Annotated in this window: 18 protein-coding genes, 3 tRNA genes and 1 pseudogene; 8 read left to right on the plus strand and 14 right to left on the minus strand. The window is 73.7% G+C overall.

Annotated features, from left to right (window positions below; all coding sequences use genetic code 11):
* Positions 1 to 185, plus strand: a pseudogene (locus MBSD_RS15860) (hypothetical protein); the annotation flags it as partial.
* A gap of 65 nt (positions 186 to 250) precedes the next feature.
* Here MBSD_RS15860 and MBSD_RS00010 read toward each other — a convergent pair.
* The 12 genes from MBSD_RS00010 to MBSD_RS00065 all read right to left on the minus strand — a co-directional run bounded on the left by MBSD_RS00010 (position 251) and on the right by MBSD_RS00065 (position 12,094).
* Positions 251 to 904 (minus strand): response regulator, encoded by a 654-nt coding sequence (locus MBSD_RS00010; protein ID WP_062533866.1) that lies wholly within the window; start codon positions 902 to 904, stop codon positions 251 to 253.
* A gap of 127 nt (positions 905 to 1,031) precedes the next feature.
* A tRNA-Leu gene (locus MBSD_RS00015) sits at positions 1,032 to 1,118 on the minus strand.
* Positions 1,119 to 1,183: 65 nt separating this feature from the next.
* Positions 1,184 to 1,257 (minus strand) — tRNA-Cys (locus MBSD_RS00020).
* 79 nt (positions 1,258 to 1,336) lie between these two features.
* Positions 1,337 to 1,412 (minus strand) — tRNA-Gly (locus MBSD_RS00025).
* A 55-nt stretch (positions 1,413 to 1,467) separates the two neighbouring features.
* A complete protein-coding gene (gene pgsA, locus MBSD_RS00030; protein ID WP_062533868.1) occupies positions 1,468 to 2,043 on the minus strand; it encodes a CDP-diacylglycerol--glycerol-3-phosphate 3-phosphatidyltransferase in 576 nt (191 codons plus the stop codon).
* Between the two features lie 66 nt (positions 2,044 to 2,109).
* Positions 2,110 to 3,930 carry an excinuclease ABC subunit UvrC gene (gene uvrC, locus MBSD_RS00035; RefSeq protein ID WP_062533875.1) on the minus strand — a complete coding sequence of 607 codons (1,821 nt, stop codon included), beginning with the start codon at positions 3,928 to 3,930 and terminating at the stop codon, positions 2,110 to 2,112.
* A 44-nt stretch (positions 3,931 to 3,974) separates the two neighbouring features.
* The gene (locus MBSD_RS00040) at positions 3,975 to 5,402 is read right to left on the minus strand and encodes a thioredoxin-like domain-containing protein (protein WP_062533877.1); all 1,428 of its coding nucleotides are present in this window, start codon (positions 5,400 to 5,402) and stop codon (positions 3,975 to 3,977) included.
* Entirely contained in the window at positions 5,399 to 5,896 is a 498-nt protein-coding gene (locus MBSD_RS00045) for a low molecular weight protein-tyrosine-phosphatase (protein WP_062533879.1), read from the minus strand. Before MBSD_RS00045 ends, MBSD_RS00040 begins: the two co-directional genes overlap by 4 nt.
* Complete coding sequence (gene kdsB, locus MBSD_RS00050; protein ID WP_062533881.1) at positions 5,893 to 6,666, minus strand: 3-deoxy-manno-octulosonate cytidylyltransferase; 774 nt, start codon at positions 6,664 to 6,666, stop codon at positions 5,893 to 5,895. The genes MBSD_RS00045 and kdsB overlap by 4 nt, the downstream gene beginning before the upstream one ends.
* Before the next feature lie 171 nt (positions 6,667 to 6,837).
* On the minus strand, positions 6,838 to 8,076 hold the full coding sequence (gene ispG / locus MBSD_RS00055) for a flavodoxin-dependent (E)-4-hydroxy-3-methylbut-2-enyl-diphosphate synthase (protein WP_062533883.1): 1,239 nt from the start codon (positions 8,074 to 8,076) through the stop codon (positions 6,838 to 6,840).
* 11 nt (positions 8,077 to 8,087) lie between these two features.
* Positions 8,088 to 9,782, minus strand: coding sequence for a hypothetical protein (locus tag MBSD_RS00060; protein ID WP_062533884.1), 1,695 nt, complete (start codon positions 9,780 to 9,782; stop codon positions 8,088 to 8,090).
* A gap of 119 nt (positions 9,783 to 9,901) precedes the next feature.
* Entirely contained in the window at positions 9,902 to 12,094 is a 2,193-nt protein-coding gene (locus MBSD_RS00065; protein WP_062533885.1) for an acetyl-CoA hydrolase/transferase C-terminal domain-containing protein, read from the minus strand.
* A 59-nt stretch (positions 12,095 to 12,153) separates the two neighbouring features.
* On the opposite strand from MBSD_RS00065, the gene MBSD_RS00070 reads away from it, so the two are divergent.
* The 7 genes from MBSD_RS00070 (at position 12,154) to MBSD_RS00100 (ending at position 22,804) form a co-directional block, all read left to right on the plus strand.
* Complete coding sequence (locus tag MBSD_RS00070; protein ID WP_062533887.1) at positions 12,154 to 13,584, plus strand: phospholipase D-like domain-containing protein; 1,431 nt, start codon at positions 12,154 to 12,156, stop codon at positions 13,582 to 13,584.
* Positions 13,585 to 13,608: 24 nt separating this feature from the next.
* Positions 13,609 to 14,961 carry an exodeoxyribonuclease VII large subunit gene (xseA, locus tag MBSD_RS00075; protein ID WP_062533889.1) on the plus strand — a complete coding sequence of 451 codons (1,353 nt, stop codon included), beginning with the start codon at positions 13,609 to 13,611 and terminating at the stop codon, positions 14,959 to 14,961.
* A 58-nt stretch (positions 14,962 to 15,019) separates the two neighbouring features.
* The gene (locus MBSD_RS00080) at positions 15,020 to 16,663 is read left to right on the plus strand and encodes an acetolactate synthase large subunit (protein ID WP_062533930.1); all 1,644 of its coding nucleotides are present in this window, start codon (positions 15,020 to 15,022) and stop codon (positions 16,661 to 16,663) included.
* A gap of 29 nt (positions 16,664 to 16,692) precedes the next feature.
* Positions 16,693 to 18,123, plus strand: a complete 1,431-nt coding sequence (locus MBSD_RS00085) for an aldehyde dehydrogenase family protein (RefSeq protein WP_062533891.1) — start codon at positions 16,693 to 16,695, stop codon at positions 18,121 to 18,123.
* A complete protein-coding gene (locus tag MBSD_RS00090; protein WP_062533893.1) occupies positions 18,116 to 18,733 on the plus strand; it encodes an IMPACT family protein in 618 nt (205 codons plus the stop codon). The genes MBSD_RS00085 and MBSD_RS00090 overlap by 8 nt, the downstream gene beginning before the upstream one ends.
* A gap of 152 nt (positions 18,734 to 18,885) precedes the next feature.
* The gene (locus MBSD_RS00095) at positions 18,886 to 20,658 is read left to right on the plus strand and encodes an ABC transporter transmembrane domain-containing protein (protein ID WP_062533899.1); all 1,773 of its coding nucleotides are present in this window, start codon (positions 18,886 to 18,888) and stop codon (positions 20,656 to 20,658) included.
* A gap of 52 nt (positions 20,659 to 20,710) precedes the next feature.
* Positions 20,711 to 22,804, plus strand: coding sequence for an O-linked N-acetylglucosamine transferase, SPINDLY family protein (locus tag MBSD_RS00100; RefSeq protein ID WP_062533901.1), 2,094 nt, complete (start codon positions 20,711 to 20,713; stop codon positions 22,802 to 22,804).
* A 46-nt stretch (positions 22,805 to 22,850) separates the two neighbouring features.
* On the opposite strand, the gene MBSD_RS00105 is transcribed toward MBSD_RS00100, so the two are convergent.
* Together MBSD_RS00105 and MBSD_RS00110 are read right to left on the minus strand one after the other, a co-directional pair.
* Positions 22,851 to 23,057, minus strand: coding sequence for a cold-shock protein (locus MBSD_RS00105; RefSeq protein ID WP_062533903.1), 207 nt, complete (start codon positions 23,055 to 23,057; stop codon positions 22,851 to 22,853).
* Positions 23,058 to 23,257: 200 nt separating this feature from the next.
* Positions 23,258 to 24,001, minus strand: coding sequence for an S-methyl-5'-thioinosine phosphorylase (locus MBSD_RS00110; protein ID WP_062533904.1), 744 nt, complete (start codon positions 23,999 to 24,001; stop codon positions 23,258 to 23,260).
* Positions 24,002 to 24,090 lie beyond the last annotated feature (89 nt).

The following is a 24,090-nucleotide window of genomic DNA, read 5'->3' on the forward strand; positions in this document are numbered from 1 at the left end:
TGGGGCCGGTGCCGCCGGCGCCCGCTCCACTGCCGCCGCAGCCCACGCTGGCCGTGCCGCCGGCGCCGGTCGCGCCGCAGCAGGGGTCGCTGCTGCCGGAAGCCGTGCGGCCGCCGCAGCCGGAGGCGCCCGCCGCCGTGTCGGCCGCGGACGCGCCGCCCAAGCCGACGAACGAGGACGTCTGAGCAAACGCAAACGCCCGGCGCAAGCCGGGCGTTTCGCTTTCACCGGACGATGCGGCGCCGGTCGGTCAGCGGCGCAAGCCCTCCGCCTGCGGGTCGAGCAGGCCGTGCGCGCTCATCAGATGGGCCAGCGCGATCGGGTTGTCCACGTCCAGCTTGTCGAACAGGCGCTGCTTGTAGGTCGACACCGTCTTCGCGCTCAAGTGCAGCTGCGCCGCGATCGCGTTCACCGGCTTGCCCCGCACCAGCATCATCGCCACCTCGAGTTCGCGCACGGACAGCGCCTCGAACGGCGACTCCGCGCCGTCCAGCGTCGACAGCGCAAGCTGCTGCGCCACCGAAGCGGCGAGATAGCGATGGCCTTGCGCCACCTGGCGCACCGCGCGCACCAGCTCGTCGGCGTTGCAGCCCTTGGTCAGATAGCCGAGCGCGCCGGCGTCGAGCAGGCGGCGCGGGAAGCGCGCGTCCTCGACCACGGTCAGGACGACGATTTGCGTCGGCAGGCGCGCGCGGCGCACGCGTTCGGTCAGCTCCACGCCGCTCATGCCGGGCATGTGCACGTCCACCAGCGCGACGTCGGGACGATGCGTGCGGATCAGCCGCAGACCATCCTCCGCGCTGCCCGCCTCGCCGAGCACCTGCATGTCGGGCTGCTTCTCGATGATGAAACGGAACCCGGTCCTGACCAGCTCGTGGTCGTCCACCAGCACTACGCGGATCACGGCACCTTCCCCCTCCTCAAGGTGTCTGCCTGCGCCCGAAATTATGCGGTACGCGGCGTCTTTGCAACCGTGCCATCCGGCATCGGGACGAGCGCGGCGACGACGGCTTTCGGTCGATCCGCGAAGATGGTGCCCGGGGCCGGACTCGAACCGGCACGGCGGTCAAGCCTGCGGATTTTAAGTCCGCTGCGTCTACCGATTTCGCCACCCGGGCGCAGAAACGAAAAGCGCGCGCCACCTGCGTGGCGCGCGCCGTGAACGGTGCATGTCGAAACGTCTTGGAGGCCAGGGTCGGAATCGAACCGGCGTACACGGCTTTGCAGGCCGCTGCATGACCACTCTGCCACCTGGCCGTGGCGCGCGTCGCCGCGAGCTTAGCCGCGGGACTCCGAAAAAACAAAACCTCGGCGCACCGAGGTTTTGTCGGAAAACTGGAGCGGGAAACGAGACTCGAACTCGCGACCCCGACCTTGGCAAGGTCGTGCTCTACCAACTGAGCTATTCCCGCGCGAGACCGCCTAGTTTACGGATGCCTGCAGGGGTGTCAACACCCTGCGCGCCGCTCAGGCGCCGCTCGCGCCGCGCCCGTTGCCCAGCACCGGCCAGGCCGCGCGCATGTAGGCGAAACCCGACCAGATCGTCAGCACCGCGGCCAGCACCAGCAGCGATTCGCCGACGTGGTAAAGGCGCAGCGTCTCCGAGTCGTGCTGCAGCAGCAGCACCACCAGCGCCACCATCTGCAGCGCGGTCTTGAACTTGCCGAGCAGCGCGACGCGCACGCGCGCGCGCTCGCCGACGTGCGCCATCCACTCGCGCAGCGCGGACACGGCGATCTCGCGGCCGACGATCACCGCCGCGGTGACCGCGAGCAGCGCGGTCGGATGGTTCTGCACCAGCAGGAACAGCGTCACCGCCACCATCAGCTTGTCCGCCACCGGATCGAGGAACGCGCCGAACGCCGACACCTGATCGAAGCGGCGCGCCAGGTAACCGTCGAACCAGTCGGTGACGGCGGCCAGCACGAACACCGCCGCCGCCGCCACGTTGGCGCCGCGAAACGGCGCGTAGAACGCCACCACCATCACCGGCAGCAGGAAGATGCGGAACAGGGTCAGCCAGGTCGGCAGGTTCAGACGCATGCAGGCGGCGGCGTGGTTGCGGCGACGAAGGGCGCCGTCGAGTTTCGCACGCGGCGCCGCCGCGCGTCAGCCGTGGAAGGCCGCATAGATGCGCTCCGCCAGGGACCGGCTGACGCCCTTCACGCGCATCAGCTCGTCCACGCCGGCGGCGGCCACGCCGGCCAGTCCGCCGAACGCGCGCAGCAGCGCCCCGCGCCGCTGCGCGCCCACGCCGGGAATGTCCTCCAGCGCGCTGCGCTCGCGCGCCGCCTCGCGGCGCTTGCGGTGCCCGGTGATGGCGAAGCGGTGCGCCTCGTCGCGCACCGCCTGGATCAGGTGCAATGCGGCCGATTCGGGTCCCGGCTGCAGGGAGCGGCCGCCGGCGCCCAGCACCAGGGTCTCGTCGCCGGCCTTGCGCGCCGGCCCCTTCGCCACGCCGACCACGGCGATGTCGCCGAGGCCGAGTTCGCGCAGCACGTCCAGCGCTTGCGCGACCTGGCCCTGGCCGCCGTCGATCAGCAGCACGTCCGGCGCCTCGCCCTCGCCTTCCGCCAACCGGCGGAAGCGCCGGGTCAGCGCCTGGCGCATCGCGGCGTAGTCGTCGCCCGGGGCGACGCCGGCGATGTTGAAGCGGCGGTAGCGCGACTTGTCGGGGCCCTCGGGACCATAGACGACGCACGAGGCGACGGTGGCCTCGCCGAGCGTGTGGCTGATGTCGAAGCACTCCAGCCGGCACGGCGTCTCGTCGAGATCGAGCAGTTCGCGCAGCGCCTCGAAGCGCGCGTGCAGCGTCTGCCGGCTGGACAGCCGGCCGAGCAGCGCCGCCTGCACGTTGCGCAGCGCGAGTTCCAGGAAGCGCGCGCGCGCGCCGCGCACGCTGGTCTTCACCGCCACCGCGTGGCCGGCGTGCGCGGAAAGCGCTTCCGCCAGCACGTCGGCGTCGTCCGGCGCGTCGCTGAGGATCAACTCCTGCGGCACCGGCTTGTCGAGGTAGTACTGCGCGACGAACTGGCCGAGCACGTCGCCGGGCGTGGCATCCAGCGGCAGCCGCGGGAAGTAGTCGCGCGAACCCAGGCTGATGCCGTTGCGGAAGTACAGCACCGACACGCAGGCCACGCCCGCCTCGATGCGGCAGGCCAGCACGTCCATGTCGGCGGTCGCGCCCTGCACATAGTGATGCGCCTGGATCTTGCGCAGGCCGGCGACCTGGTCGCGCAGGCGCGCCGCGCGCTCGAAGTCCAGCGCCGCGCTGGCCTGCTCCATCGCCGCCGCCAGCTCGTCGATCACGGCGCTGCTGCGTCCCTCGAGGAACATCGTGGCGTGGCGCACGTCGCGCTGGTAGTCCTCGACCGGGATGTAGCCCACGCAAGGCGCACTGCAGCGGCCGATCTGGTACTGCAGGCAGGGCCGCGAGCGGTTGCGGAAGTAGCTGTCCTCGCACTGCCGCACCTTGAACAGCTTCTGCATCAGGTCGAGGCTTTCGCGCACCGCGTAGGCGCTGGGGAACGGGCCGAAGTAGCGGCCCTTGCCGGTGCGCGCGCCGCGATGGAAGCCCATGCGCGGATAGTCGCCGTCGGAGAGGTGGATGTACGGATAGCTCTTGTCGTCGCGCAGCAGGATGTTGTAGCGCGGCCGCAGCGACTTGATCAGTTGCGACTCGAGCAGCAGCGCCTCGCCCTCGGTGCGCGTCAACGTCACCTCGATGCGCGCGATCTGCGACACCATCACCGCGATGCGCGACTCCAGCGCCTTGCTGAAGTAGCTGCCGACGCGCTTCTGCAGGTTGTTGGCCTTGCCGACGTACAGCAGCTCGCCGGCGGCGTCGAACATGCGGTAGACGCCGGGAGAAGTGCTCAGCGTGCGGACGAAGGCCTTGCCGTCGAAGGCCGGCGCGGAGGGAGAAGCCATCCGCGCATTGTAGCCGGCGCGATCCGCGCGGGCAGCGCGCCGAGCTACTCGCCGATGCCGATGCGGCGGCAGGCGCCGCTGGCGATGTCGACGCGCACCACGCTGTGCGCGTTGCGGTCCGCCACCCACAGCGCGCCGGCGGCCGCCGACAGTCCGTGCGGCTCGCGGAAGCGGTAGTCGAGCTGCAGCGTCGCCAGCATGCCGGTGGCGACGTCGAGCAGGCAGACGCGGTCGTTGAGCGTGTCGGCGACGTAGACGTTGCCCTGCGCGTCGCTGGCGATGCCGAGCGGATGCGCCAGCCGCGCCGCCTCGCCGCGGCCGTCGCTGCAGCCCCAGCGGTAGGCGCCGCCTCCCGCCACCGTGCCGACCATGCCGTCGGCGAGCCGCACCTGGCGGATCGCGTTGCCGGCCGCGTCGGCGACCAGCAGGCGCCCCGGCAACAGCGCCAGCGCGGAGGGCTGCGCGAAGCTGGCGTCGAACGCCGGGCCGTCGCCGCCGCCGGCGAGGCCGCTGCCGGCCAGCAGATCGACGCGGTCGCGGACGGGATCGAGGCGCCATACCTGGTGCTGTCCGGCCAGCGCCACGTACAGCCGCTCACCGGCCGCCGCCAGTCCGCTCGGCGCGCTGATGCCGATCGCATCCGGCCGGCAGCCCACCTGCGGCCGCTGCCGGCCGACGCTGCCGTTGCCGAGCACGGTGTCGGTTGCGCCGCTGTCGAGACGGATGCGGCGCACGCAGTGGTTGCCGGTGTCGGCGACATAGAGCACGTCGTCGACGCGCACCATCGACTGCGGGTGGCGGAAGCCGGACTCGGCGAGGCGGCCGTCCCAGTGGCCCGGATTGCCGGAGCCGAACTGGCGCAGGATGCGGCCGTCGTGCGTGCATTCGAGGATGCGGTTCTGCGCGCTGTCGCTGACGTACAGCCGGTCGGGCGTCGCCAGCACGTGCGAGGGGAAGCGCAGCGGCATGCGCGGCTCGGGGCGGAACGCCACCGGCGCCGGATCGAACTGGCGCAGGTCGCGCGCCGCGGCGTCGTCCAGCAGGGCGCCGATGGCGGCGTCGATCTCGGCCTGCCAGCCTTCGCCGACGTAGCGGCCCGCCAGCGCGCCCTCGCAATCGAACAGCAGCAGCGTCGGCCAGGCGTCGATGCCGAGCGCCTGCCACAGCGCCCAGTCGGCGTCGTTGGCCACCGGGTGGCGCACGTGGTGGCGGTTGACCGCCTTCAGCACCGCGGCGCCGTCGCGCTGCGCCGGATACTTCGGCACGTGCACGCCGAACACGCTCAGCCCGTCGTGGTACTTGTTCTCGAGCTGGCGCAGCATCGGCAGCTGATTGATGCAGTGGACGCTGTCGTAGCTCCAGAAATGGATCAGCGCCACGCGGCCGCGCGAATCCGCGAGGCACGGCGGCTCGCACGTGTTCACCCAGGCGAGATCGGCGGGAAACTCCGCCGCGGCGCGACGGCCGTTCATGGGCGCCGCAGCGCCGCGGCGGCCGTTTCCGGCACGCGCGCGCCCCAGGCGCGCGCCAGCGCCAGCACGCCGCCGCGCACCAGCGCCAGCACCGCGCGGAAGTCGTCGAGCGAACCCGTGTACGGGTCGGGCACCTCGTGCGGCGCGGGGAAGCCGGCGTACTCCAGGAACAGCGCGGGCGGGTTCGGCGCATCCGTTCCCAGCCGCTGCAGCGCGCGCAGGTTGGCGCGGTCCATCGCCAGCACGCGCTCGTAGCGCGCGAAATCCTCGGCGCGCACCTGGCGCGCGCGATGCGCGCCGAGGTCGTAGCCCGCTTCCGCGGCGACCGCGAGCGCGCGCGGATCCGCGCCGCCGCCGACGTGCCAGTCGCCGGTACCGGCGGAGGCGACCGGCACGGCGAGGCCGAGCCGCGCGAACTCGGCGCGCGCCACCGCCTCCGCCAGCGGCGAGCGGCAGATGTTGCCGAGGCATACGAACAGGATGCCGCCGCTCAAGGCTGCGCCCCCAGCGCCGCGGCGGCGCGCGCCAGATCCTCTTCGGTGTCGACGCCCGGAGGGAACGGCTCCGGTGCCAGCCGCACGGCGACGGCGAAGCCGTGTTCGAGCGCGCGCAGCTGTTCCAGCGACTCGGCCTGCTCCAGCGGCGTGCGCGGCAGCGTGGCGAAGCGCCGCAGGAAGCCGGTGCGATAGGCGTAGATGCCGATGTGGCGCAGGAACTCGATGCCCTGCGGCAAACGCTCGCGCGACCGCGCGAAGGCATCGCGCGCCCACGGCAGCGGCGCGCGGCTGAAATACAGCGCGCGCCCGTCGGCGCCGCGCACCAGCTTGACGCAGTTGGGATCGAACAGTTGTGCGGCCTCGACGATCGGCGTCGCCAGCGTCGCCATCGGCGCCTCGTCCTCGGCCAGCGCCCGCGCCACCATGCGGATGCCGGAGGCGGGCGCGAACGGCTCGTCGCCCTGCAGGTTGACGACGATGGTGTCGTCCGGCCAGCCGTGGCGCGCCGCGCATTCGGCAAGGCGGTCGCTGCCGGAGGCGTGGTCGGCGCGCGTGGTGCAGACCAGCACCGGTTGGCCGCGCAGTGCCTCGACGATGCGCGCATCGTCGGTCGCCACCACCACCTCGGCGGCGCCGGCCGCCAGCGCGCGGCGCACGACGTGCAGGATCAGCGGCTCGCCGCGCAGCAGCCGCAGCGGCTTGCCCGGCAAACGGGTGGCCCCGTAGCGCGCCGGAATGGCGACGATGAAAGGGGGTACGGCATCCATGGACCGCCTCCGCGATCCGCGCAGCCTAACCGTGCCGCGCCGACGTCGGCAAGCCGGGATGCGGCGTACACGCCCGCCGCTCCACAGTGCATGCGCGCACGCGTTTGCGCCACACATGTCTCGCGACGAAACCCATCGGGAATTCCTTCGCGCGACTCGCGGGATACCGCACTAGCCACCGCGCGCGACGTACTTGCGCGCGACGTAGTCCTCGACGATGGCGACGAACTCCTGCGCGATGTTGTCGCCGCGCAGGGTCTGCGCCTTCTGCCCGTCGATGAACACCGGCGCGGCCGGCGCCTCGCCGGTACCGGGCAGCGAGATGCCGATGTCGGCGTGCTTGGACTCGCCCGGGCCGTTGACCACGCAGCCCATCACCGCGAGGGTGAGGTTCTCGACGCCGTCGTACTTGACGCGCCACTCCGGCATCTTCGCGCGCACGTGCTCCTGCACGGTCTTGGCGAGTTCCTGGAACAGCGTGCTGGTGGTGCGCCCGCAGCCGGGGCAGGCCGTCACCAGCGGCGTGAACGCGCGCAGGCCCATGGTCTGCAGCAGTTCCTGCGCGACCACCACCTCGCGCGTGCGCGATTCGCCCGGCTCCGGCGTCAGCGAGATGCGGATGGTGTCGCCGATGCCTTCCTGCAGCAGCACCGCCAGCGCCGCGGTCGAGGCGACGATGCCCTTCGAGCCCATGCCGGCCTCGGTCAGGCCGAGGTGCAGCGCGTAGTCGCAGCGCGCGGCGAGGTCGCGGTACACCGCGATCAGCTCCTGCACGCCGGACACCTTGCACGACAGGATGATGCGTTCGCGCGGCATGCCGAGTTCCTCGGCGCGGCGCGCGGAGTCGAGCGCGGAGCGGATCAGCGCCTCGCGCGCGACGTGCGCGGCGTCCCAGGGTTCCGCGCGCGCGTGGTTCTCGTCCATCAGCGCGGCGACCATCGCCTGGTCCAGCGAGCCCCAGTTGGCGCCGATGCGCACCGGCTTGGCGTGGCGCAGCGCGATGTCGATGATCGCGGCGAACTGCGCGTCCTTCTTCTTGCCGAAGCCGACGTTGCCGGGATTGATGCGGTACTTCGCCAGCGTCTCCGCGCAGGCCGGCTCCTGCGCCAGCAACTGGTGGCCGTTGTAGTGGAAATCGCCGACCAGCGGCACGTCGACGCCCATCATGTCGAGGCGCTCGCGGATGCGCGGCACCGCCGCGGCGGCTTCCGGCGTGTTCACCGTGATGCGCACCAGCTCGGAGCCGGCGCGCGCCAGCTCGGCGACCTGCTTCGCCGTCGCCACGACGTCGGCGGTGTCGGTATTGGTCATCGACTGGACGACGACGGGCGCGTCGCCGCCCACTCTCACCTGCCCCACGCGCACGGCGACGCTGGGCCGTCGCGCCGCGGGCCGGACGTGTTCGATCATGGCGGATTCCGTCAGTTCTCTCGGCTGCCGCCGGCTGCAGCGGCGGCTGACGGCGCCAAGGATACGCGATAGTAGGCGCCGCTGGCTTCCGACACCTCCGCCACACGGCAGCGCTCGACGCGCGGCGCGGCGCGCCAGTCGTCGGGCAGCCCCTGGCTGGCGACCTCGAGCAGGCGCGCGGAGCGGTCGAACAGCGCGGGCACCAGCAGCTCGGTGGCGTCGCCGGCATCGCCGCGCAGCAGTATCCCGCGCATCGGCGCGCTGGCCGCGCCGCCCGCGAGCGTGCGCACGCCGGCCGCCAGCGCGCGCCGCGCCAGCAGTTCGACGCCGGCGTCGACCTGGCCGTCGCCGTCGACGCGCAGCCAGCGCAGCACGCCAACCATCCATTCCTGCGGCTCGCCCTCCACCGGCGGCAGCGCCAGGCCGACCAGCTCGCCGATGCGCGTGCGCACCGCCGTGCCGGCATTCCAGAGCAGGCGATAGCCGCCCAGGCTCTGGTCGATCACCCGCGCGCGCTGCGTCGTCAGGCGCGCGGCATCGCCGCCCGCCGCCGCCCATGAGGCCGCATGCGCCTGTTCGCCCAGCGTGATCGCCGCGCCGCGCACCTCGTGCATGAAGTGGTCGAAATCCACGCGCCCGGCCAGCATGTAGTGCAGGCCGTGCATGCCGATCACCGTGTCCAGCTCGTGCACGGCGCCGATGCGGGCATGCTCGCGCGGCGCCGCGCCGCCGGCCCAGCCGTGGACGGCGCGCTCGATGAAGGCGCGGCCCAGCGTCAGCGCGCCGCGATCGCGGGTGCGCAGCACCAGCGCCTCGTTCGCGCCGGGGCGCAGCGTCGCCTCGCGCGCGAGGAAGGCCAGCGCCGGCGCGACGTCGAGGGCGAGCTGTCCGGCCCTGCCGGCCTGGCGTTCTTCCGGCAGGTAGCCGGGACCGCGATCGGCGTCGGTGTCCAGCGCGAAAGCGGCGCCGTCGCCGCGCAGCACGCCGATCGCGGCGTGCGGCGCCAGCCAGCGCGTCAGCGCCTCGGCGTCGCCCAGCTCGCGCAGGCTGTAGCGGTACGGATTGGACAGGGCCAGCAGCAGCGCGTGCGCGTACGCGGAACGCGCGTCGACGGCGAAGGCATCGGACGCGGCGACGTCTTCGGCGCGCCGCGTCTCCAGGCCCGACTCCGCGGCGAAGCGGTACAGCGCGTGCAACTGCCGCCACAGTCCCGCGGGCGGCGTGCGGTACAGGCGGTACGACCACAGCAACGCCAGGCGCGCGTGCCCCAGCGCACGCACCAGCGCCAGCGCCACGACGCGCCGCTTCAGCAGCGGCACGCCGCCGGCGGGCGAACACAGCTCGTGGACGGCGAGCGCGTAGTTGCGGGCCAGCCGGCGCTGGAATTCGAGCGCGGTCTCGGCGAGCCGCACTTTCGCCGTCGGCAGCGGGTGGCTCTCGTTCTGCAACTGGCGCTCGTAGCCGTCGCACAGGCCGGCCAGCGGCACGCGCAGCGCCTCCAGCGCCTCGATGCGCTCGCCGCCCGTCCACAGCGAGCGCAGCATGTCCTCGAGCAGCGTGCCGATCTCGCGCGCCGCCAGTTCCGGGCTGGCCAGCGGCAGATGCGCGACGCGCTCGCGCACGTCGCGCGCGCCGGTCGGCGCGTCGCCGCGTGGGGACGAGCGCGGCGGCAGGTCCTCGACCAGCTGTTCGTAGGTGGTGTTCATCGGCGCCCGCGCATCCGCACAGTCCCCTGCCCGGCCCGGGCCCCCTCGGCGCCGGACCCGCGCAGTGTAGAACGCCGCGGCCGCGGGCGGCGACGGCCGTCTCGCCCGGCCCGCGCCCTTCACCCTTGCCGCGCGCGCGCCGCCGCCTGCAGCGCCGCCAGCAGCAGGCGCCGCTGCAGGCGCTCGCCCGCGCCGCGCGGCGCGTCGAGCCGCATGCGTTCGAGCAGGGGACGGGCGCTCGCATCGGCGCGCCGCGGCAGCAGCGCGCGCAGCAGCAGGCCCAGGCGTCCGCGCGGCGTCGCGCCCCGCGCGCGCAGCCAGCCCAGCGCCGGCAGCAGACCCAGCTCGGCGTCGGTGAAATCGCTGCCGAACGGGAACGCGGGAAACAGGCCCTGCCGGCGCCCGGCGGCGAGCGCCGCCGCCAGCCGCCGCGGCGTGTTGGCGCGCCAGGCGTCGGGCACGCGGAAGTCGCGCGCCAGCTTGCCGGCGCGCAGCGCCTCGGCGACCAGGCCGTCGACGAAGCGCGCGTCGGTGACCGCCAGCATGGCGAGGATGCATTCCTCGTCGGTCTTGCCGCGCAGGTCGGCCACGCCGTACTCGGTGACCAGCAGGTCGCGCAGGTGGCGCGGGATGGTCGCCTGGCCGTGGCTCCACAGGATGTTGGAGCGCAGCGTGCCGCGGTCGGCGCGGGTGGAGCGCAGCAGCAGCACCGAGCGTCCGTCCGGCAGCGCGTGCGCCATCGCCACGAAGTCGTACTGGCCGCCGACGCCGCTGACCACGCGGCCGTCCTCCAGCGTGTCCGAGGCGGCGGCGCCGAGCATGGTGGCCATCATACAGGTGTTGAAGAAGCGCGCGCCGCGCCGCTGCAGCATATCCAGCTGCGCGTGCCCCCCGTGGATCCGGTTGACCGCGGAGATGCGCGTCATCTCGAAACCGGCGCGGTCCTCGCCGTCGAGCGCGCGCAACCAGGCGTAGAACTCCGCCGAGCCGAGGAAGAAGCCGCCGCGCAGGTAGCGGCCGCCGGCGAGACGGCGACCGTCCAGCGCGCGCCCCAGCGCGGCGCGCGCGGCGGCATCGCGCAGGTCGCTGGGGATGGTCGCGCCGTCGGGCAGCGCGATCGCGCCGTCGCGCAGGCGCGCCTCGCGCGGCAGCAGGCCGAAGCGCTGCAGACGCGCCAGCTCCGACGCATCGATGCGGTCGGGCAGCGCGCCGTGCGCGTGCAGGCGCTCGGCCGCGCCCGCGTCCAGCCGCGGCCCGATCACGCCGGCGGCCAGGGCGCGCTCCAGCGCGAGGTCGTCGAACGCCTCGCGCCGCAACAGGCCGGCGCGCCGCAGGTGCATGAAGCCGTCCATCACCATCTCGCTGGCGCCGTACAGCCCTTGCGCCAGCGGCTCCAGCCCGCCCACGCGCGCGGCCAGCCCGCGCGTGTTGCCGCCGGCGTCCAGCGCGGCCAGGTGGGCGCGGTAGTCGGCGTTGTGGCGCTGGCGCAGCAGCAGCGCGCCGACCAACGCATCCGCAAGCGCGCCGATGCCGATCTGCAGCGTGCCGCCGTCGGCGACCAGGGCGCTGGCGTGCATGCCGATCGCATGCTCGACGTCATCCACCGGCTCGCGCGGCAGCGCGAACAGGCGCGGCGGCGGTCCCGGCGGCGTCAGCAGCAGGTCGAACGTCGCCGCCGGCACTTCCGCGCCGCCTTCGAGGAACGGCAGCCCGGGATGCGCCACCGCGACCAGCAGCGGCCGCGGCCGGCCTTCCGCCTCGAGGCAGTCGAGCAGGTCGCCGGTGAGGTCGGGGTTGCTGGACAGGCTGATGCGCAGGCCGTCGGCGTCCTCGCGCAGCGCCACCAGCTGCACGATCGCGTTGATGCCCTGTCCGGCGAGGTCGCGGGCGACGTGCGTGTAGTTGAGGCTGATGTAGTCGCGCTGCGCGCGCGGCGAATGCAGCAGCGCGCCGGACTGCATGTAGAACTCGTGCACGCGCACGTTCGCCGGCAGCCGCCGCTCGCGCTCGGCGATGGCCCAGGCGGGGTCTTCCCAGTCGGCGCCGAAGTGCCGCTCGAGGAACGGTCCGAGGAAGCGCGCTTCCAGGCCGGGCGCGGCGCGCGGCCGCGTCAGCGACAGCGCGGTGAACAGGGTGAGCCGCAGCGCCGGATCGCGTTCGACGCGGCGGTACAGCGCGTTCAGCAGCGGCACCGGCTTGCCCAGCCCCAGCGGCGCGGCGATGCGCAGGTCGCCGGCGGTGCGGTCGAGGATGCGTTCGACGCAGGCGTCGATGTCGGCGATCCGTTCCGGCGTGGGTGCGCGCTGGTCCATCGCCGCATTGTCGCAGATCGCCGCGCCGCGGGACCGCAGCCGCGGCTAGACTTTCGGCCATGTCCGCCGCTCTAGCCACCGCCCCTGCCCGCCTGCTGGCCGCGCAGGCCTTCAGCCGCGCCGCGGGCGCGCCGCTGGTGGACGGCAATGCCGTCGAACTGCTGCACGATGCCGCCGCGCACTTCGAGGCCTGGCTGGCCGCGATCCGCGGCGCGCAGCGCTGCGTGCTGCTGGAGAACTACATCGTGCGCGACGACGCCGTCGGCCGCGAATTCCGCGACGCGCTCGCCGAACGCGCCCGCGCCGGCGTGCGCGTGGCCGTGATCCGCGACTGGCTGGGCTGCCTCGGCCAGTCGCGCGCGTCTTTCTGGCAGCCGCTGCTGGCCGCCGGCGGCGAGGTGCGCGTGTACAACCCGCCGCACGCGGCCAGCCCGTTCGGCTGGATCAGCCGCGACCATCGCAAGCTGCTGGTCGTCGACGGCCGCGTCGGCTTCGTCTCCGGCGTCTGCCTCAGCGCGAAGTGGCTGGGCAACCCCGCGCGCGGCGTCGCGCCGTGGCGCGACACCGGCGTGGCGATCCGCGGCCCGGCGGTGGCCGAACTGGAACGCGCGTTCGCCGAGATCTGGGCGGGTCTCGGCCCGCCCTTGCCGCCGGCGCCCGCGTCCGCCGTTCCGCCCGCCGGCGGCATCGCCCTGCGCGTGATCGCGACGCAGCCCAGCACCGCCGGCATGCTGCGCCTCGACCAATTGATCGCCGCCATGGCGCGCAGGACGCTGTGGCTGACCGACGCCTACTTCGTCGGCGTCGCCAGCTACGTGCAGGCGCTGGCGGCCGCCGCGCGCGACGGCGTCGACGTGCGCCTGCTGGTGCCGGGCGCGAGCGACGTGCCGGTGGTGGCGGCGCTGTCGCGCGCGGGCTACCGGCCGCTGCTCGAGGCGGGCGTGCGCGTGTTCGAATGGAACGGCTCGATGCTGCACGCCAAGACCGCGGTCGCCGACGAGCAGTGGGCGCGGGTCGGCTCGACCAATCTCAATGCCGCCAGCTGGATGGGCAACTGCGAACTGGACGTCGCCGTGGAAGACGCCGGCTTCGCCGCCGCGCTGGCGGCGCAGTACGAGCGCGACCTCGGCAACGCCACCGAGGTGGTGCTGTCCGCGCGCCGCCGGCCGCGGCGCACGCTGCCCGCGCCGCGGCGCCCGCACCGCGCCAGCGGCAGCTCCAGCCGCGCTGCGGCCAGCGCGATGCGCTTCGCCAACGCGGTCGGCGCCGCGCTGGCCGACCGCCGCGAGCTGGGCGCCGCCGAGGCCGGTCCGCTGCTGGGCGCGGCGACGCTGCTGTGCGCGCTGGCGATCGTGTTCGCGCTGTGGCCGCGCGTGCTGGCCTGGCCGCTGGCCGTGCTGGCGCTGTGGCTGGCGATCGGCCTGGCGGCGCGCTCGCGCGCGCTGCGGCGGCGCGCGCGCCGCGAAGGCGAGCCTCGCGGTCCGTGCTAACCTGATCCGCCCGGCCCGCACACCATGACCGATCTCGACGCCACCCGCCGCGCGCGGGAAGTGCTGACGCCTTCCGCGCTGAACGCCCGCGCCCGCGACCTGCTCGAGGGCGCCTTCCCGCTGGTGTGGGTGGAGGGCGAGCTGTCCAACGTCTCGCGCCCCGCCTCGGGGCATCTCTACTTCACCCTGAAGGACGCCGCCGCGCAGGTGCGCGCGGCGATGTTCAAGCCGCGCAGCACGTATCTGCGCTTTCGTCCGGCGGAAGGCATGCACGTGCTGGTGCGCGCGCGGGTCAGCCTGTACGAGCCGCGCGGCGACTACCAGCTGATCGTCGAGCACATGGAGGAAGCCGGCGAAGGCGCGCTGCGCCGCGCGTTCGAGGCGCTGAAGGCGCGGCTGGCCGCCGAAGGCCTGTTCGACGCCGCGCGCAAGCGCGCGCTGCCGCGCTTCGCGCGCCGCATCGGCGTGATCACCTCGCCCTCCGGCGCCGCGGTGCGCGACGTGCTGAGCGTGATCCGCCGCCGTTTCCCGCTGGTCGAGGTCGACGTGCTGCCGGTGCCGGTGCAGGGCAAGGAGGCGCCGCCGGCGATCGCCGCGATGCTGCGCCGCGCCGGCGCCTCGGGCCGCTACGACGTGCTGCTGCTGACCCGCGGCGGCGGTTCGCTGGAAGACCTGTGGGCGTTCAACGACGAGGACGTGGCGCGCGCGATCCGCGCCTGCCCGGTGCCGGTGGTGTCCGCGGTCGGCCACGAGATCGACTACACCATCGCCGATTTCGTCGCCGACCTGCGCGCGCCGACGCCGTCCGCCGCCGCCGAGCTGCTGGTGCCCGACCGCGCCGCGCTGGCCCACCAGCTCGCGCAGCGCCGCGACCGCCTGGCGCTGCTGATGCGCCGCCGTCTGGAGGCGCTGGCGCAAGGCCTGGACCGGCGCCTGGCGCGGCTGGGCACGCAACGTCCGCAGGCGCGGCTGGCGCTGGGCCGCGAGCGGCTGGCGGCGCTGCTGGCGCGGCTGCGCCACGCCGAACGCGATGCCGTCGATGCGCGCGCGGCGGCGCTGGCGCGCCTGCACGCGCGTCTCGGCCTGCAGCACCCGCAGGCGCGCCTGCGCGCGCACGCCGCGCAACTGCAGGCGCTGCGCCAGCGCCTGCAGACGGCGATCGCCCGCGGCCTGGAACGGCGCGCGCGGTACCTCGCCGAACTGGCGCGCACGCTGCACGCGATCAGTCCGTTGGCGACGCTGGAGCGCGGCTACGCGATCCTGTTCGACGCGCAGGGCCGCGTGCTGCGCTCGGTCGCCGCCGCGGATGTCGGCGACGCGCTGCGCGCGCGCCTCGCCGACGGCGAGCTGCATCTCGCCGTGCGCGCGAAGGGTTGAAGCCGCCGCGCGGCGCCCGCAGATCGGCTTCGATGACCGCCGCAGGGAGCCGCCGCGCATGAAGGCCGCCGAGCTGTTCGTGAAGGCCCTCGAGGCCGAGGGCGTGAAGTACATCTTCGGCGTGCCGGGCGAGGAGAATCTCGACCTCGTCGAAGCGCTGCGCACCTCGTCGATCGAGCTGATCGTCACCCGCCACGAGCAGGCGGCCGGCTTCATGGCGGCGACGCTGGGGCGGTTGACCGGCGAGGCCGGCGTCGCGCTTTCCACGCTCGGCCCCGGCGCCACCAACCTGGTCACCGCCGCCGCCTACGCCCAGCTCGGCGCGATGCCGATGCTGATGATCACCGGCCAGAAGCCGATCCGCCAGCACAAGCAGGGCCTGTTCCAGCTGGTCGACGTGGTCGACATGATGCAGCCGCTGACCAAGTACACGCGGCAGATCGTCTCGGCGGCGACCATCCCCGCGCGCGTGCGCGAGGCGTTCCGTCGCGCCGAGGAGGAACGCCCTGGCGCCGTGCACCTCGAGCTGCCCGAGGACATCGCCCGCGACGACGTCGCCGAACCGATGCTGCTGCCCACCGAGTACGCGCGCCGCCCCGCCGCCGATCCCAAGGCGCTGGAGCGCGCGGCCGCGGCGATCCGCGCCGCGCGACGCCCGCTGCTGATGATCGGCGCCGGCGCCAATCGCCAGCGCACCGCGCAGATGCTGCGCGCCTTCGTCGACAAGCTCGGCATCCCGTTCTTCACCACGCAGATGGGCAAGGGCGTGATCGACGAGGAGCACCCGCTGTGGCTCGGCAACGCCGCGCTCTCCGACGGCGACTTCGTGCACCGCGCGATCGACGCCGCCGACTGCATCATCAACGCCGGCCACGACGTGGTGGAGAAGCCGCCGTTCTTCATGCACAAGGGCCGACGCACCGTCATCCACATCAACTTCTCGCCGGCGGAAGTGGACAGCGTGTACTTCCCGCAGCTGGAGGTGGTCGGCGACATCGCCGGCACCATCCAGGCGCTGCACGACGCATTGCAGCCGCAGCCGCACTGGGACTTCGACTTCTTCGCCCGCGTGCGCGACGCGCTGAACCGCCATCTGCGGGAGCACGCCGACGACGAGCGCTTCCCGATCCACCCGGTGCGGCTGGTCGCGGAGACGCGCAAGGCGATGCCGGACGACGGCATCCTCTGCCTCGACAACGGCATGTACAAGCTGTGGTTCGCCCGCTACTACCGCGCACGCCAGCCGAACACCGTCCTGCTGGACAACGCGCTGGCGACGATGGGCGCCGGCCTGCCCTCGGCGATCGGCGCGCGCATCGTGCACCCGCACCGCAAGGTGGTGGCGGTGTGCGGCGACGGCGGCTTCATGATGAACGCGCAGGAACTGGAGACGGCGGTGCGGCTCGGCCTCGACCTGGTGATCCTGCTGCTGCGCGACGACGGCTACGGCATGATCCGCTGGAAGCAGGCGGACATGGGCTTCGCCGACTTCGGCATGTCGTTCGGCAATCCCGACTTCGTCGCCTTCGCCGAAGCGCACGGCGCGCGCGGCCACCGGCCGCAGACGCCGGGCGCGTTCGCCGCCGCGCTGCGCGAGGCGCTGGACGCCGGCGGCGTGCACCTGATCGACCTGGCGATCGACTACGCCGACAACCACCGCATCCTCGACGAGGAGATCCGCCGCCTCAGCGCGGCGCTGTGACCGTCCCCCGACGGCAGGAGACGCGCGCCATGCTCAAGGAACGCTACCCCTACTACCTCGCCAACACGCCGGTGCAGGCCAACGCCGATCTCGAAGTGCGCGACAAGTACTCCGGTGCGGTCGCCACCCGCGTGGCGCTGCCCGACGCCGCCGCGATCGAGCAGGCCATCGCCGCCGCGGTGGCGGCGGAGGCGCCGATGCGCAAGCTGCCGCCGTATGCGCGCCAGCAGGTGCTGGAGCACTGCGTGGCGCGCTTCCGCGAGCGCCACGAGGAACTGGCGCTGGCGTTGTGCATCGAGGCCGGCAAGCCGATCAACGACGCCCGCGGCGAGGTCACCCGCCTGATCGACACCTTCAAGGTGGCCGCCGAGGAAGCCGTGCGCATCGACGGCGAGGTGCTCAACCTGGAGATCTCCAGGCGCGCGCAGGGCTATCGCGGCTTCGCCAGACGCGTGCCGATCGGCGCCTGCAGCTTCATCACGCCGTTCAACTTCCCGTTGAACCTGGTCGCGCACAAGGTGGCGCCGGCGATCGCCGCCGGCTCCCCGTTCGTGCTGAAGCCGTCGGAGAAGACACCGATCGGCGCGCTGATCATCGGCGAGGTGCTGGCCGAGACCGACCTGCCGGCGGGCGCGTTCTCGATCCTGCCGGTGCTCGGCGCGCAGGCCGCGCCGTTCGTGCAGGACGAACGCCTGAAGCTGCTGTCGTTCACCGGCGGCCAGGTCGGCTGGAAGCTGAAGGCGCAGGCCGGGCGCAAGAAGGTGGTGCTGGAGCTGGGCGGCAACGCCGCCTGCATCGTCGACGCCGACCAGGGCGGACGCCTCGACGCCGTGGCCGAGCGCATGATCTTCGGCGCGTTCTACCAGTCCGGCCAGAGCTGCATCAGCGTGCAGCGCATCCTGGTGCACGCGTCGCTGTACGAGGAGTTCAAGCGCCGCTTCGTCGACAAGACGCGCGCGCTCAAGGCCGGCGACCCGAAGGACGAGAGCGTGTTCCTCGGCCCGATGATCGACGAGGCCGCGGCGCAGCGCCTGCACGGCTGGATCGAGGAAGCGCGCGCACGCGGCGCGCGCGTGCTCTGCGGCGGCGGCCGCAAGGGCAACATGCTGGAGGCGACCGTGCTGGAGAATGTGCCGGACGACACCAGCATCAGCTGCCAGGAGGCGTTCGGTCCGGTAGCGCTGCTGGCGCCGTTCGACGACTTCGACGCCGCCCTCGCCCGCGTCAACGCCTCCGACTACGGCCTGCAGGCCGGCGTCTTCACCCACGACCTCGGCCACGCCATGCGCGCGTGGGACGAGCTGGCGGTCGGCGGCGTGATCGTCGGCGACATCCCCAGCTTCCGCGTCGACAACATGCCCTACGGCGGCGTCAAGCTGTCCGGCCTGGGCCGCGAGGGCATCCGCTACGCGATCGAGGACATGACCGAGCGCCGCCTGCTGGTGCTGCGCGATGGCTGAGCGCGAGGCCGCGCCGCGGACGCTGGCCGCGCCCTGCGCGTTCGCCGAGGAGGTGCGCAAGAGCCGCTTCCTCGCGCACGCGGCGCCGGTGGACGATCCCGCCGCGGCGCTGGCCTTCGTCGAACGCGTCGCCGACCGCACGGCCACCCACAACTGCTGGGCCTACCGCATCGACGCGCAGTACCGCTTCAGCGACGACGGCGAACCCGGCGGCACCGCCGGCCGGCCGATCCTGCAGGCCGTCGAAGGCCAAGGGCTCGACCGCGTGGTGGTGGTGGTGACGCGCTGGTTCGGCGGCATCAAGCTCGGCGCCGGCGGCCTGGCGCGCGCCTACGGCGGCTGTGCGGCGGAATGCCTGCGACGCGCGCCGAAGCGGTCGCTGGTCGCGCTGGCGCGCTACGCCGTCGCCTGCCCGTTCGCGGAACTGGCGCTGCTGAAATCGCGGCTGCGCGAGCTGGACGCGCACATCGAGACGGAGACGTTCGGCGCCGCCGGCGCCGAGCTCGTCCTCGCCCTGCCCGCGCGACACGCCGAGGCGCTGCAACGCCTGCTGGCCGGACTCCTCCGCGGCCGCGCCGCGCCGCTGCGGCTGGATGCCGCGGCCGATTGAATCGCCGCACGCCCGGCCCCAGTTCGGTCCGCTGCGCGCCATCTTCGCGCCCGCGCGGCGGAACCCGCGCCGCGCCCGCCGGTCGATGCCGGCCGCGCCGGCCCGATCCGCAGCAGACGCCGCCCCCCGCACCGCCGCTATCCTTGTACGCCATGGCCGAATCCCGCACCGACGCCCCCGCCGAACGGCACCGCCTCGCCGCGCTGCGCCACCTGTGGCCGTTCCTGCGCCCGCACCGCGCGCTGGCGGCGGGCTGGCTGCTGTTCCTCGGGCTGTCGTCGGCCGCCACGCTGTCGCTGCCGGTGGCGGTGCGGCAGATGATCGACCGCGGCTTCGCCGCGCACGACCCGGCGCTGATCAACCGCACCTTCCTCGCGCTGTTCGCGGTGGCGCTGGTGCTGGCGCTGGCCACCGCCGGCCGCTACCTGTGCGTGACCCTGCTCGGCGAGCGCGCGGTGGCGGCGCTGCGCGAGAAGTTGTACGCGCACCTGGTCCGCCTCGACGTCGGCTTCTACGAAGGCACGCGCGTCGGCGAGCTGGTGTCGCGGCTCGGCACCGACACCGAGCTGGTGCAGGCGCTGATCGGCTCCAGCGTGTCGGTGGCGCTGCGCAGCGCGGTGATGGTGCTGGGCGCGGTCGGCGCGATGGTCTGGACCAGCCCGCGGCTGGCCGGCCTGACGACGCTGGTGATTCCGGCAGTGGTGCTGCCGATCGTGGTGTTCGGCCGCCGCGTGCAGGGCCTGTCGCGGCACAGCCAGGACCGCCTCGCCGAGACCAGCGCCATCGTCAACGAGACGCTGAACGCGGTGCACACGGTCAAGGCCTACGCGCGCGAAGGCATCGAGAGCGAGCGCTACGCCGGCGCCGTGCGCCGCGCGCTGGCCGCCGCGCAGCGCCGCATCAACGCACGCGCGGCGCTGACCGCCGCGGTGATCGTGCTGGTGTTCGGCGCCATCACGCTGGTGCTGTGGGCCGGCGCGCATCAGGTGCTGAGCGGCGCGCTGGACGCCGGCGTGCTCGGCCAGTTCGTGCTGTACGCGGTACTGGCGGCGGGCTCGGTCGGCGCGCTCAGCGAGGTCTGGGGCGACGTGCTGCGCGCCTCCGGCGCGATGGAGCGCATCGGCGAGCTGTTCGCGCAGCAGCCGGCGATCGCCAGCCCGCCGCGGCCGACGCCGCTGCCGCGGCCGACCCGCGGCGAGATCCGCCTCGAGCACGTCGAGTTCCGCTATCCGACGCGCAGCGAGCTGCCGGTGCTGCACGACTTCAGCCTGCACGTGCGGCCGGGCGAAACCGTCGCCCTGGTCGGCCCCTCCGGCGCCGGCAAGAGCACGGTATTCGGCCTGCTGCTGCGCTACTACGACCCGCAGCGCGGCCGCATCACCCTCGACGGCGTCGACCTGAAGGCGCTGGCGCTGGACGAGCTGCGCGGCGCGCTGGCGCTGGTGCCGCAGGAGACGGTGATCTTCGGCGCCAGCGCCGCCGACAACATCCGTTTCGGCCGCCACGACGCCGACCTGGCCGCGGTCGAGGCGGCGGCGCGCGCCGCCGAGGCCTACGACTTCATCGCCGCGCAACCCGGCGGCTTCGATGCACCGCTGGGCGAGCGCGGCGTGCGCCTGTCCGGCGGCCAACGCCAACGCATCGCCATCGCGCGCGCCATCCTCAAGGACGCGCCGGTGCTGCTGCTGGACGAGGCGACGTCCGCGCTGGACGCACAGTCGGAAGCCTCGATCCAGGCGGCGCTGGAACGCCTGAAGCGCGGCCGCACCACGCTGGTGATCGCGCACCGCCTGGCCACCGTGCAGCGCGCCGACCGCATCGTCGTGCTCGACGGCGGCCGCATCGTCGCCGAGGGTACGCACGACAGCCTGATCCGCCAGGGCGACCTGTACGCCGAGCTGGCGCGCCTGCAGTTCGCCGCCTGAGCGGCGCGGCGCGCGTGCGATACTGCGCGCGGTTTCCGCGCCACCCGCCCCGATGTCCGTCGCCGCCGACCCGTGGTCGCAACGCCTGCAGGCCGCGCTCGCGCTCGCCCAGCGCGGCGCGCTGCGCGAGGCCGTCGCCGCCTTCGCCGGCCTGATCGCCGAGCGCCCGCGGGAAGCGCTGCCGCACGTGCTGCTGGCCACGCTGTGGCACCAGCTCGGCGACCTCGACGCCGCGCTGCGCGAACTCGAAACCGCCGAGTCGCTGGCGCCCGCCGATCCGCGCGCGCCGCAGCTCCGCGCACACATGCTGCTGACCGCCGGCCGCCACGCCGACTCCGAAGCCGCTGCGCGGCGCGCGCTGGTGCTGGCGCCACACCACCCGCATGCGCAGTTCGACCTCGCCTGCGCGCTGCAGGCGCAGCAGCGCTGGGAGGAAGCGGGCGCGGCGGCGGAAGCGCTGCTCGCGCAGACGCCGATGCACGCGGAGGCGCGTCGCCTGCTGGCGCGCAGCCGGCTGATGGGCGATCGCGCCGACGCCGCGCTCGCCGCGGCGCTGCATCCGTCCGTGCTCGAGACGCCCGCGCTGGCGCTCGCCGTCGCCGCCGATTTCGCCGCGCGCGGCGCGCGCGAGCCGCGCCTCGCGCTGCTGCGCGCGCTCGCCGGGCGGCATCCGCGGAACTACGCCGTCGTGCTGTCCCTGGCCGACGCGCTGCACGCCGCCGGCTACGCGGCCGAGGCGCTGGCCTGTTCGGAGCGCGCCGAGGCGCTGCAGCCGCAGGCCGCGAAGCCGCGGCAGATGCGCGCAATCAGCCTGATCGACCGCGGCGAGCCCGAGGCCGGCCTGGCGCTGTACCGCTCGCTCGTCGAGCAGGGCACGCTGGACGCGATCGACGAGCAGCGCTACCTGATCGTCGCCCACTACGACCCGACGCCCGAGCCGGAGGCGATGTACGCCGCGCACCTCGCCTGGGCGGAGCGCCACGTCAAGCCGTTCGGTCCGCCGTTCGTGGCGGCGCCGCCGCGCGGACGCCTGCGCATCGGCTGGCTGTCGCCGCGCTTCAACGAAGGGCCGGTGGCGCGTTTCTTCACCGGCCTGCTGCGCGCGTTCGACCGCGAGCGCCACGCGCACGTGCTGATCGAGCTGGAGGCGCACCGCGACGCCTGCACCGAGGCGCTGGAAGCGCTGGCCGACGAAGTGCTGGCCGTGCACGCGCTGGACGATGCCGCGCTGCTGGCGCGCCTGCGCGAGGCGCGACTGGACGTGCTGGTCGACCTCGCCGGGCACGCACCGTTCAGCCGCCCGCAGGTGCTGGCGCAGCGCGTGGCGCCGCTGCAGCTTTGCTGGCTCGACTACTTCGACACCACCGGCCTGCCGAACATCGACGGCTGGATCGGCGACCGCTGGCTCGTCCCGCCGGATTCGCCGCAGCGCTTCCGCGAGCGCCTGCTGCACCTGCCCGGCGGACGTTTCTGCTACACGCCGCCTGCGTTCACGCCCGAGGCGCGGCGCGAGGGCGGCGGCCCGCCGGTGTTCGCCTCCTTCAATCGCATCGCCAAACTGCACGACGGCGTGCTCGACGCGTGGGCGCGCATCCTCGCCGCGCTGCCGCAGGCGCGCCTGCTGATCGGCGCCGCGGCGCTGCAGGATGCGGCGGCGCGCGACTACCTGCTCGGGCGTTTCGCCCGCCGCGGCGTCGATGCCTCGCGGCTCGAACTGCGCGGCCGCCAGTCCTACGCGGAACTGCTGGCCGCCTACCGGCTGGCCGACGTCGCTCTCGATCCGTTTCCGTTCTCCGGCTGCACCACCAGTTGCGACGCGCTGTGGATGGGTCTGCCGGTGGTCACCCTGCCCGGCTGGAGCGCGGTCAGCCGGCAGACCGCCAGCCTGGCGTGGCGCCTCGGCCGGCCGCAGTGGGTGGCGCGCGATGCCGACGACTACGTGGCGCGCGCGGTGGCGCTGGGCAGCGAGGTCGAGACGCTGCGCGCGCAACGCACCGCGTTGCGCCGCGAAGTCGAGCGGCGGCTGTGCGATGCGCCGGCGCATGCCGCCGAGTTCGCGGCGCTGCTGCGCCGGCTCGTCGACGAGCGTTGGGGCGCGCGCGGCGGCCACGGCGGCGCCTTCGCGCCGGACGGCCGCCAGGCATAAAAAAGCCCCGCCGCAGCGGGGCTCGGAAGCATCGGTTGCGCGCTGCTCACTTCACCGGGGTCACGCCGGATGCCTGCGCCCCCTTGGGACCCTGCACCACTTCGAAACTCACGCGCTGGCCCTGCTGCAGGGTGCGAAAACCCTGGGCATTGATCGCCGAATAATGGACGAACACGTCCTCCCCACCGTCCTCGGGCGCGATGAACCCGAAGCCCTTGGCGTCGTTGAACCACTTCACCGTACCAGTACGCATTGCGGGAACCTCGAAAACATGGCCATGTGCAATGGTCCGGCCGTCATGGAGCCCCCTGCCCGTGCGCGGCCGCATTGCACGCGCAAAATATCACAGGGTTTTTCTTAAAATCGCAAGAGGTTCGATCCATAAAATCCGAAACTGGCTACGGATTAGCCAATCGGACCGGCTCCGCGATGCCGCCGGATGCGCGCCCCGGCTCAATCGCCCAGCAACGCGGCGATGATCTTCGGCACCTCGGCGGTGGCCGCCGCAAGGTTGGCGAAAATCTCCTCCAGGCTGATTTCCGCCTGGTCGCCGCAGCCCGCCGCCCAGTTCGCCACCAGCGCCAGGCAGGCGTAGTCGATGCCGAGCTCGCGCGCCAGGGCGGCTTCGGGCATGCCGGTCATGCCGACCAGGTCGCAGCCGTCGCGGCGCAGGCGCGCGATCTCGGCGCGCGTCTCCAGCCGCGGACCCTGGGTGGCGCCGTAGCAGCCGCCGTCGACGACGGCGACGCCGGCGCGCCGCGCCGCGGCGAGCACGTCGGCGCGCAGCGCGGCGCCGTACGGCTCGCTGAAATCGATGTGCTCGACCTTGACGCCTTCCATGTCGCTGTAGCTGCTGATGCGGCCGTGCGTGTAGTCGATGATCTGATCGGGCACGGCCAGCGCGCGCGGCTTCATGTCGGCGCGGATGCCGCCGACCGCGTTGACGCCCAGCACGCGGCGCGCGCCCAGCCGGTGCAGCGCCCACAGGTTGGCGCGGTAGTTCACCCGGTGCGGCGCCAGCGTGTGGTCCTCGCCGTGACGCGCGAGGAACGCCAACCGCCGGCCGCGGAAGCGGCCGAGCACGACCGCGCCGGAAGGCGCGCCGTAGGGCGTGTCCAGCGTGCGCCGTTCGACGTCTTCGAGTCCGGGAAACTGGTACAGGCCGGTGCCGCCGATCACTGCCAGATCGAGAGTCATGCTTGCCCCCGGGATGCGGAAAAGGAACGATCAGGCACGGGAAAAGGGGCGGGAGAACGCGGCGCGGGCGCCGGGCGCGACGTCCGCCT

It is taken from the genome of Mizugakiibacter sediminis, assembly GCF_000953855.2.
Taxonomy (GTDB): Bacteria; Pseudomonadota; Gammaproteobacteria; order Xanthomonadales; family Rhodanobacteraceae; genus Mizugakiibacter; species Mizugakiibacter sediminis.

Bases quoted from the DNA above. Each gene is read 5' to 3' on its own strand.
- MBSD_RS00085 (WP_062533891.1), top strand. From the start codon at position 16,693: ATGCTCAAGGAACGCTACCCCTACTACCTCGCCAACACGCCGGTGCAG.
- MBSD_RS00060 (WP_062533884.1), bottom strand. From the start codon at position 9,782: ATGAACACCACCTACGAACAGCTGGTCGAGGACCTGCCGCCGCGCTCG.
- MBSD_RS00105 (WP_062533903.1), bottom strand. From the start codon at position 23,057: ATGCGTACTGGTACGGTGAAGTGGTTCAACGACGCCAAGGGCTTCGGG.
- uvrC (WP_062533875.1), bottom strand. From the start codon at position 3,930: ATGGCTTCTCCCTCCGCGCCGGCCTTCGACGGCAAGGCCTTCGTCCGC.
- pgsA (WP_062533868.1), bottom strand. From the start codon at position 2,043: ATGCGTCTGAACCTGCCGACCTGGCTGACCCTGTTCCGCATCTTCCTG.
- MBSD_RS00100 (WP_062533901.1), top strand. From the start codon at position 20,711: ATGTCCGTCGCCGCCGACCCGTGGTCGCAACGCCTGCAGGCCGCGCTC.
- MBSD_RS00095 (WP_062533899.1), top strand. From the start codon at position 18,886: ATGGCCGAATCCCGCACCGACGCCCCCGCCGAACGGCACCGCCTCGCC.
- MBSD_RS00065 (WP_062533885.1), bottom strand. From the start codon at position 12,094: ATGGACCAGCGCGCACCCACGCCGGAACGGATCGCCGACATCGACGCC.
- MBSD_RS00070 (WP_062533887.1), top strand. From the start codon at position 12,154: ATGTCCGCCGCTCTAGCCACCGCCCCTGCCCGCCTGCTGGCCGCGCAG.
- MBSD_RS00080 (WP_062533930.1), top strand. From the start codon at position 15,020: ATGAAGGCCGCCGAGCTGTTCGTGAAGGCCCTCGAGGCCGAGGGCGTG.
- xseA (WP_062533889.1), top strand. From the start codon at position 13,609: ATGACCGATCTCGACGCCACCCGCCGCGCGCGGGAAGTGCTGACGCCT.
- MBSD_RS00040 (WP_062533877.1), bottom strand. From the start codon at position 5,402: ATGAACGGCCGTCGCGCCGCGGCGGAGTTTCCCGCCGATCTCGCCTGG.
- ispG (WP_062533883.1), bottom strand. From the start codon at position 8,076: ATGATCGAACACGTCCGGCCCGCGGCGCGACGGCCCAGCGTCGCCGTG.
- MBSD_RS00110 (WP_062533904.1), bottom strand. From the start codon at position 24,001: ATGACTCTCGATCTGGCAGTGATCGGCGGCACCGGCCTGTACCAGTTT.
- kdsB (WP_062533881.1), bottom strand. From the start codon at position 6,666: ATGGATGCCGTACCCCCTTTCATCGTCGCCATTCCGGCGCGCTACGGG.
- MBSD_RS00090 (WP_062533893.1), top strand. From the start codon at position 18,116: ATGGCTGAGCGCGAGGCCGCGCCGCGGACGCTGGCCGCGCCCTGCGCG.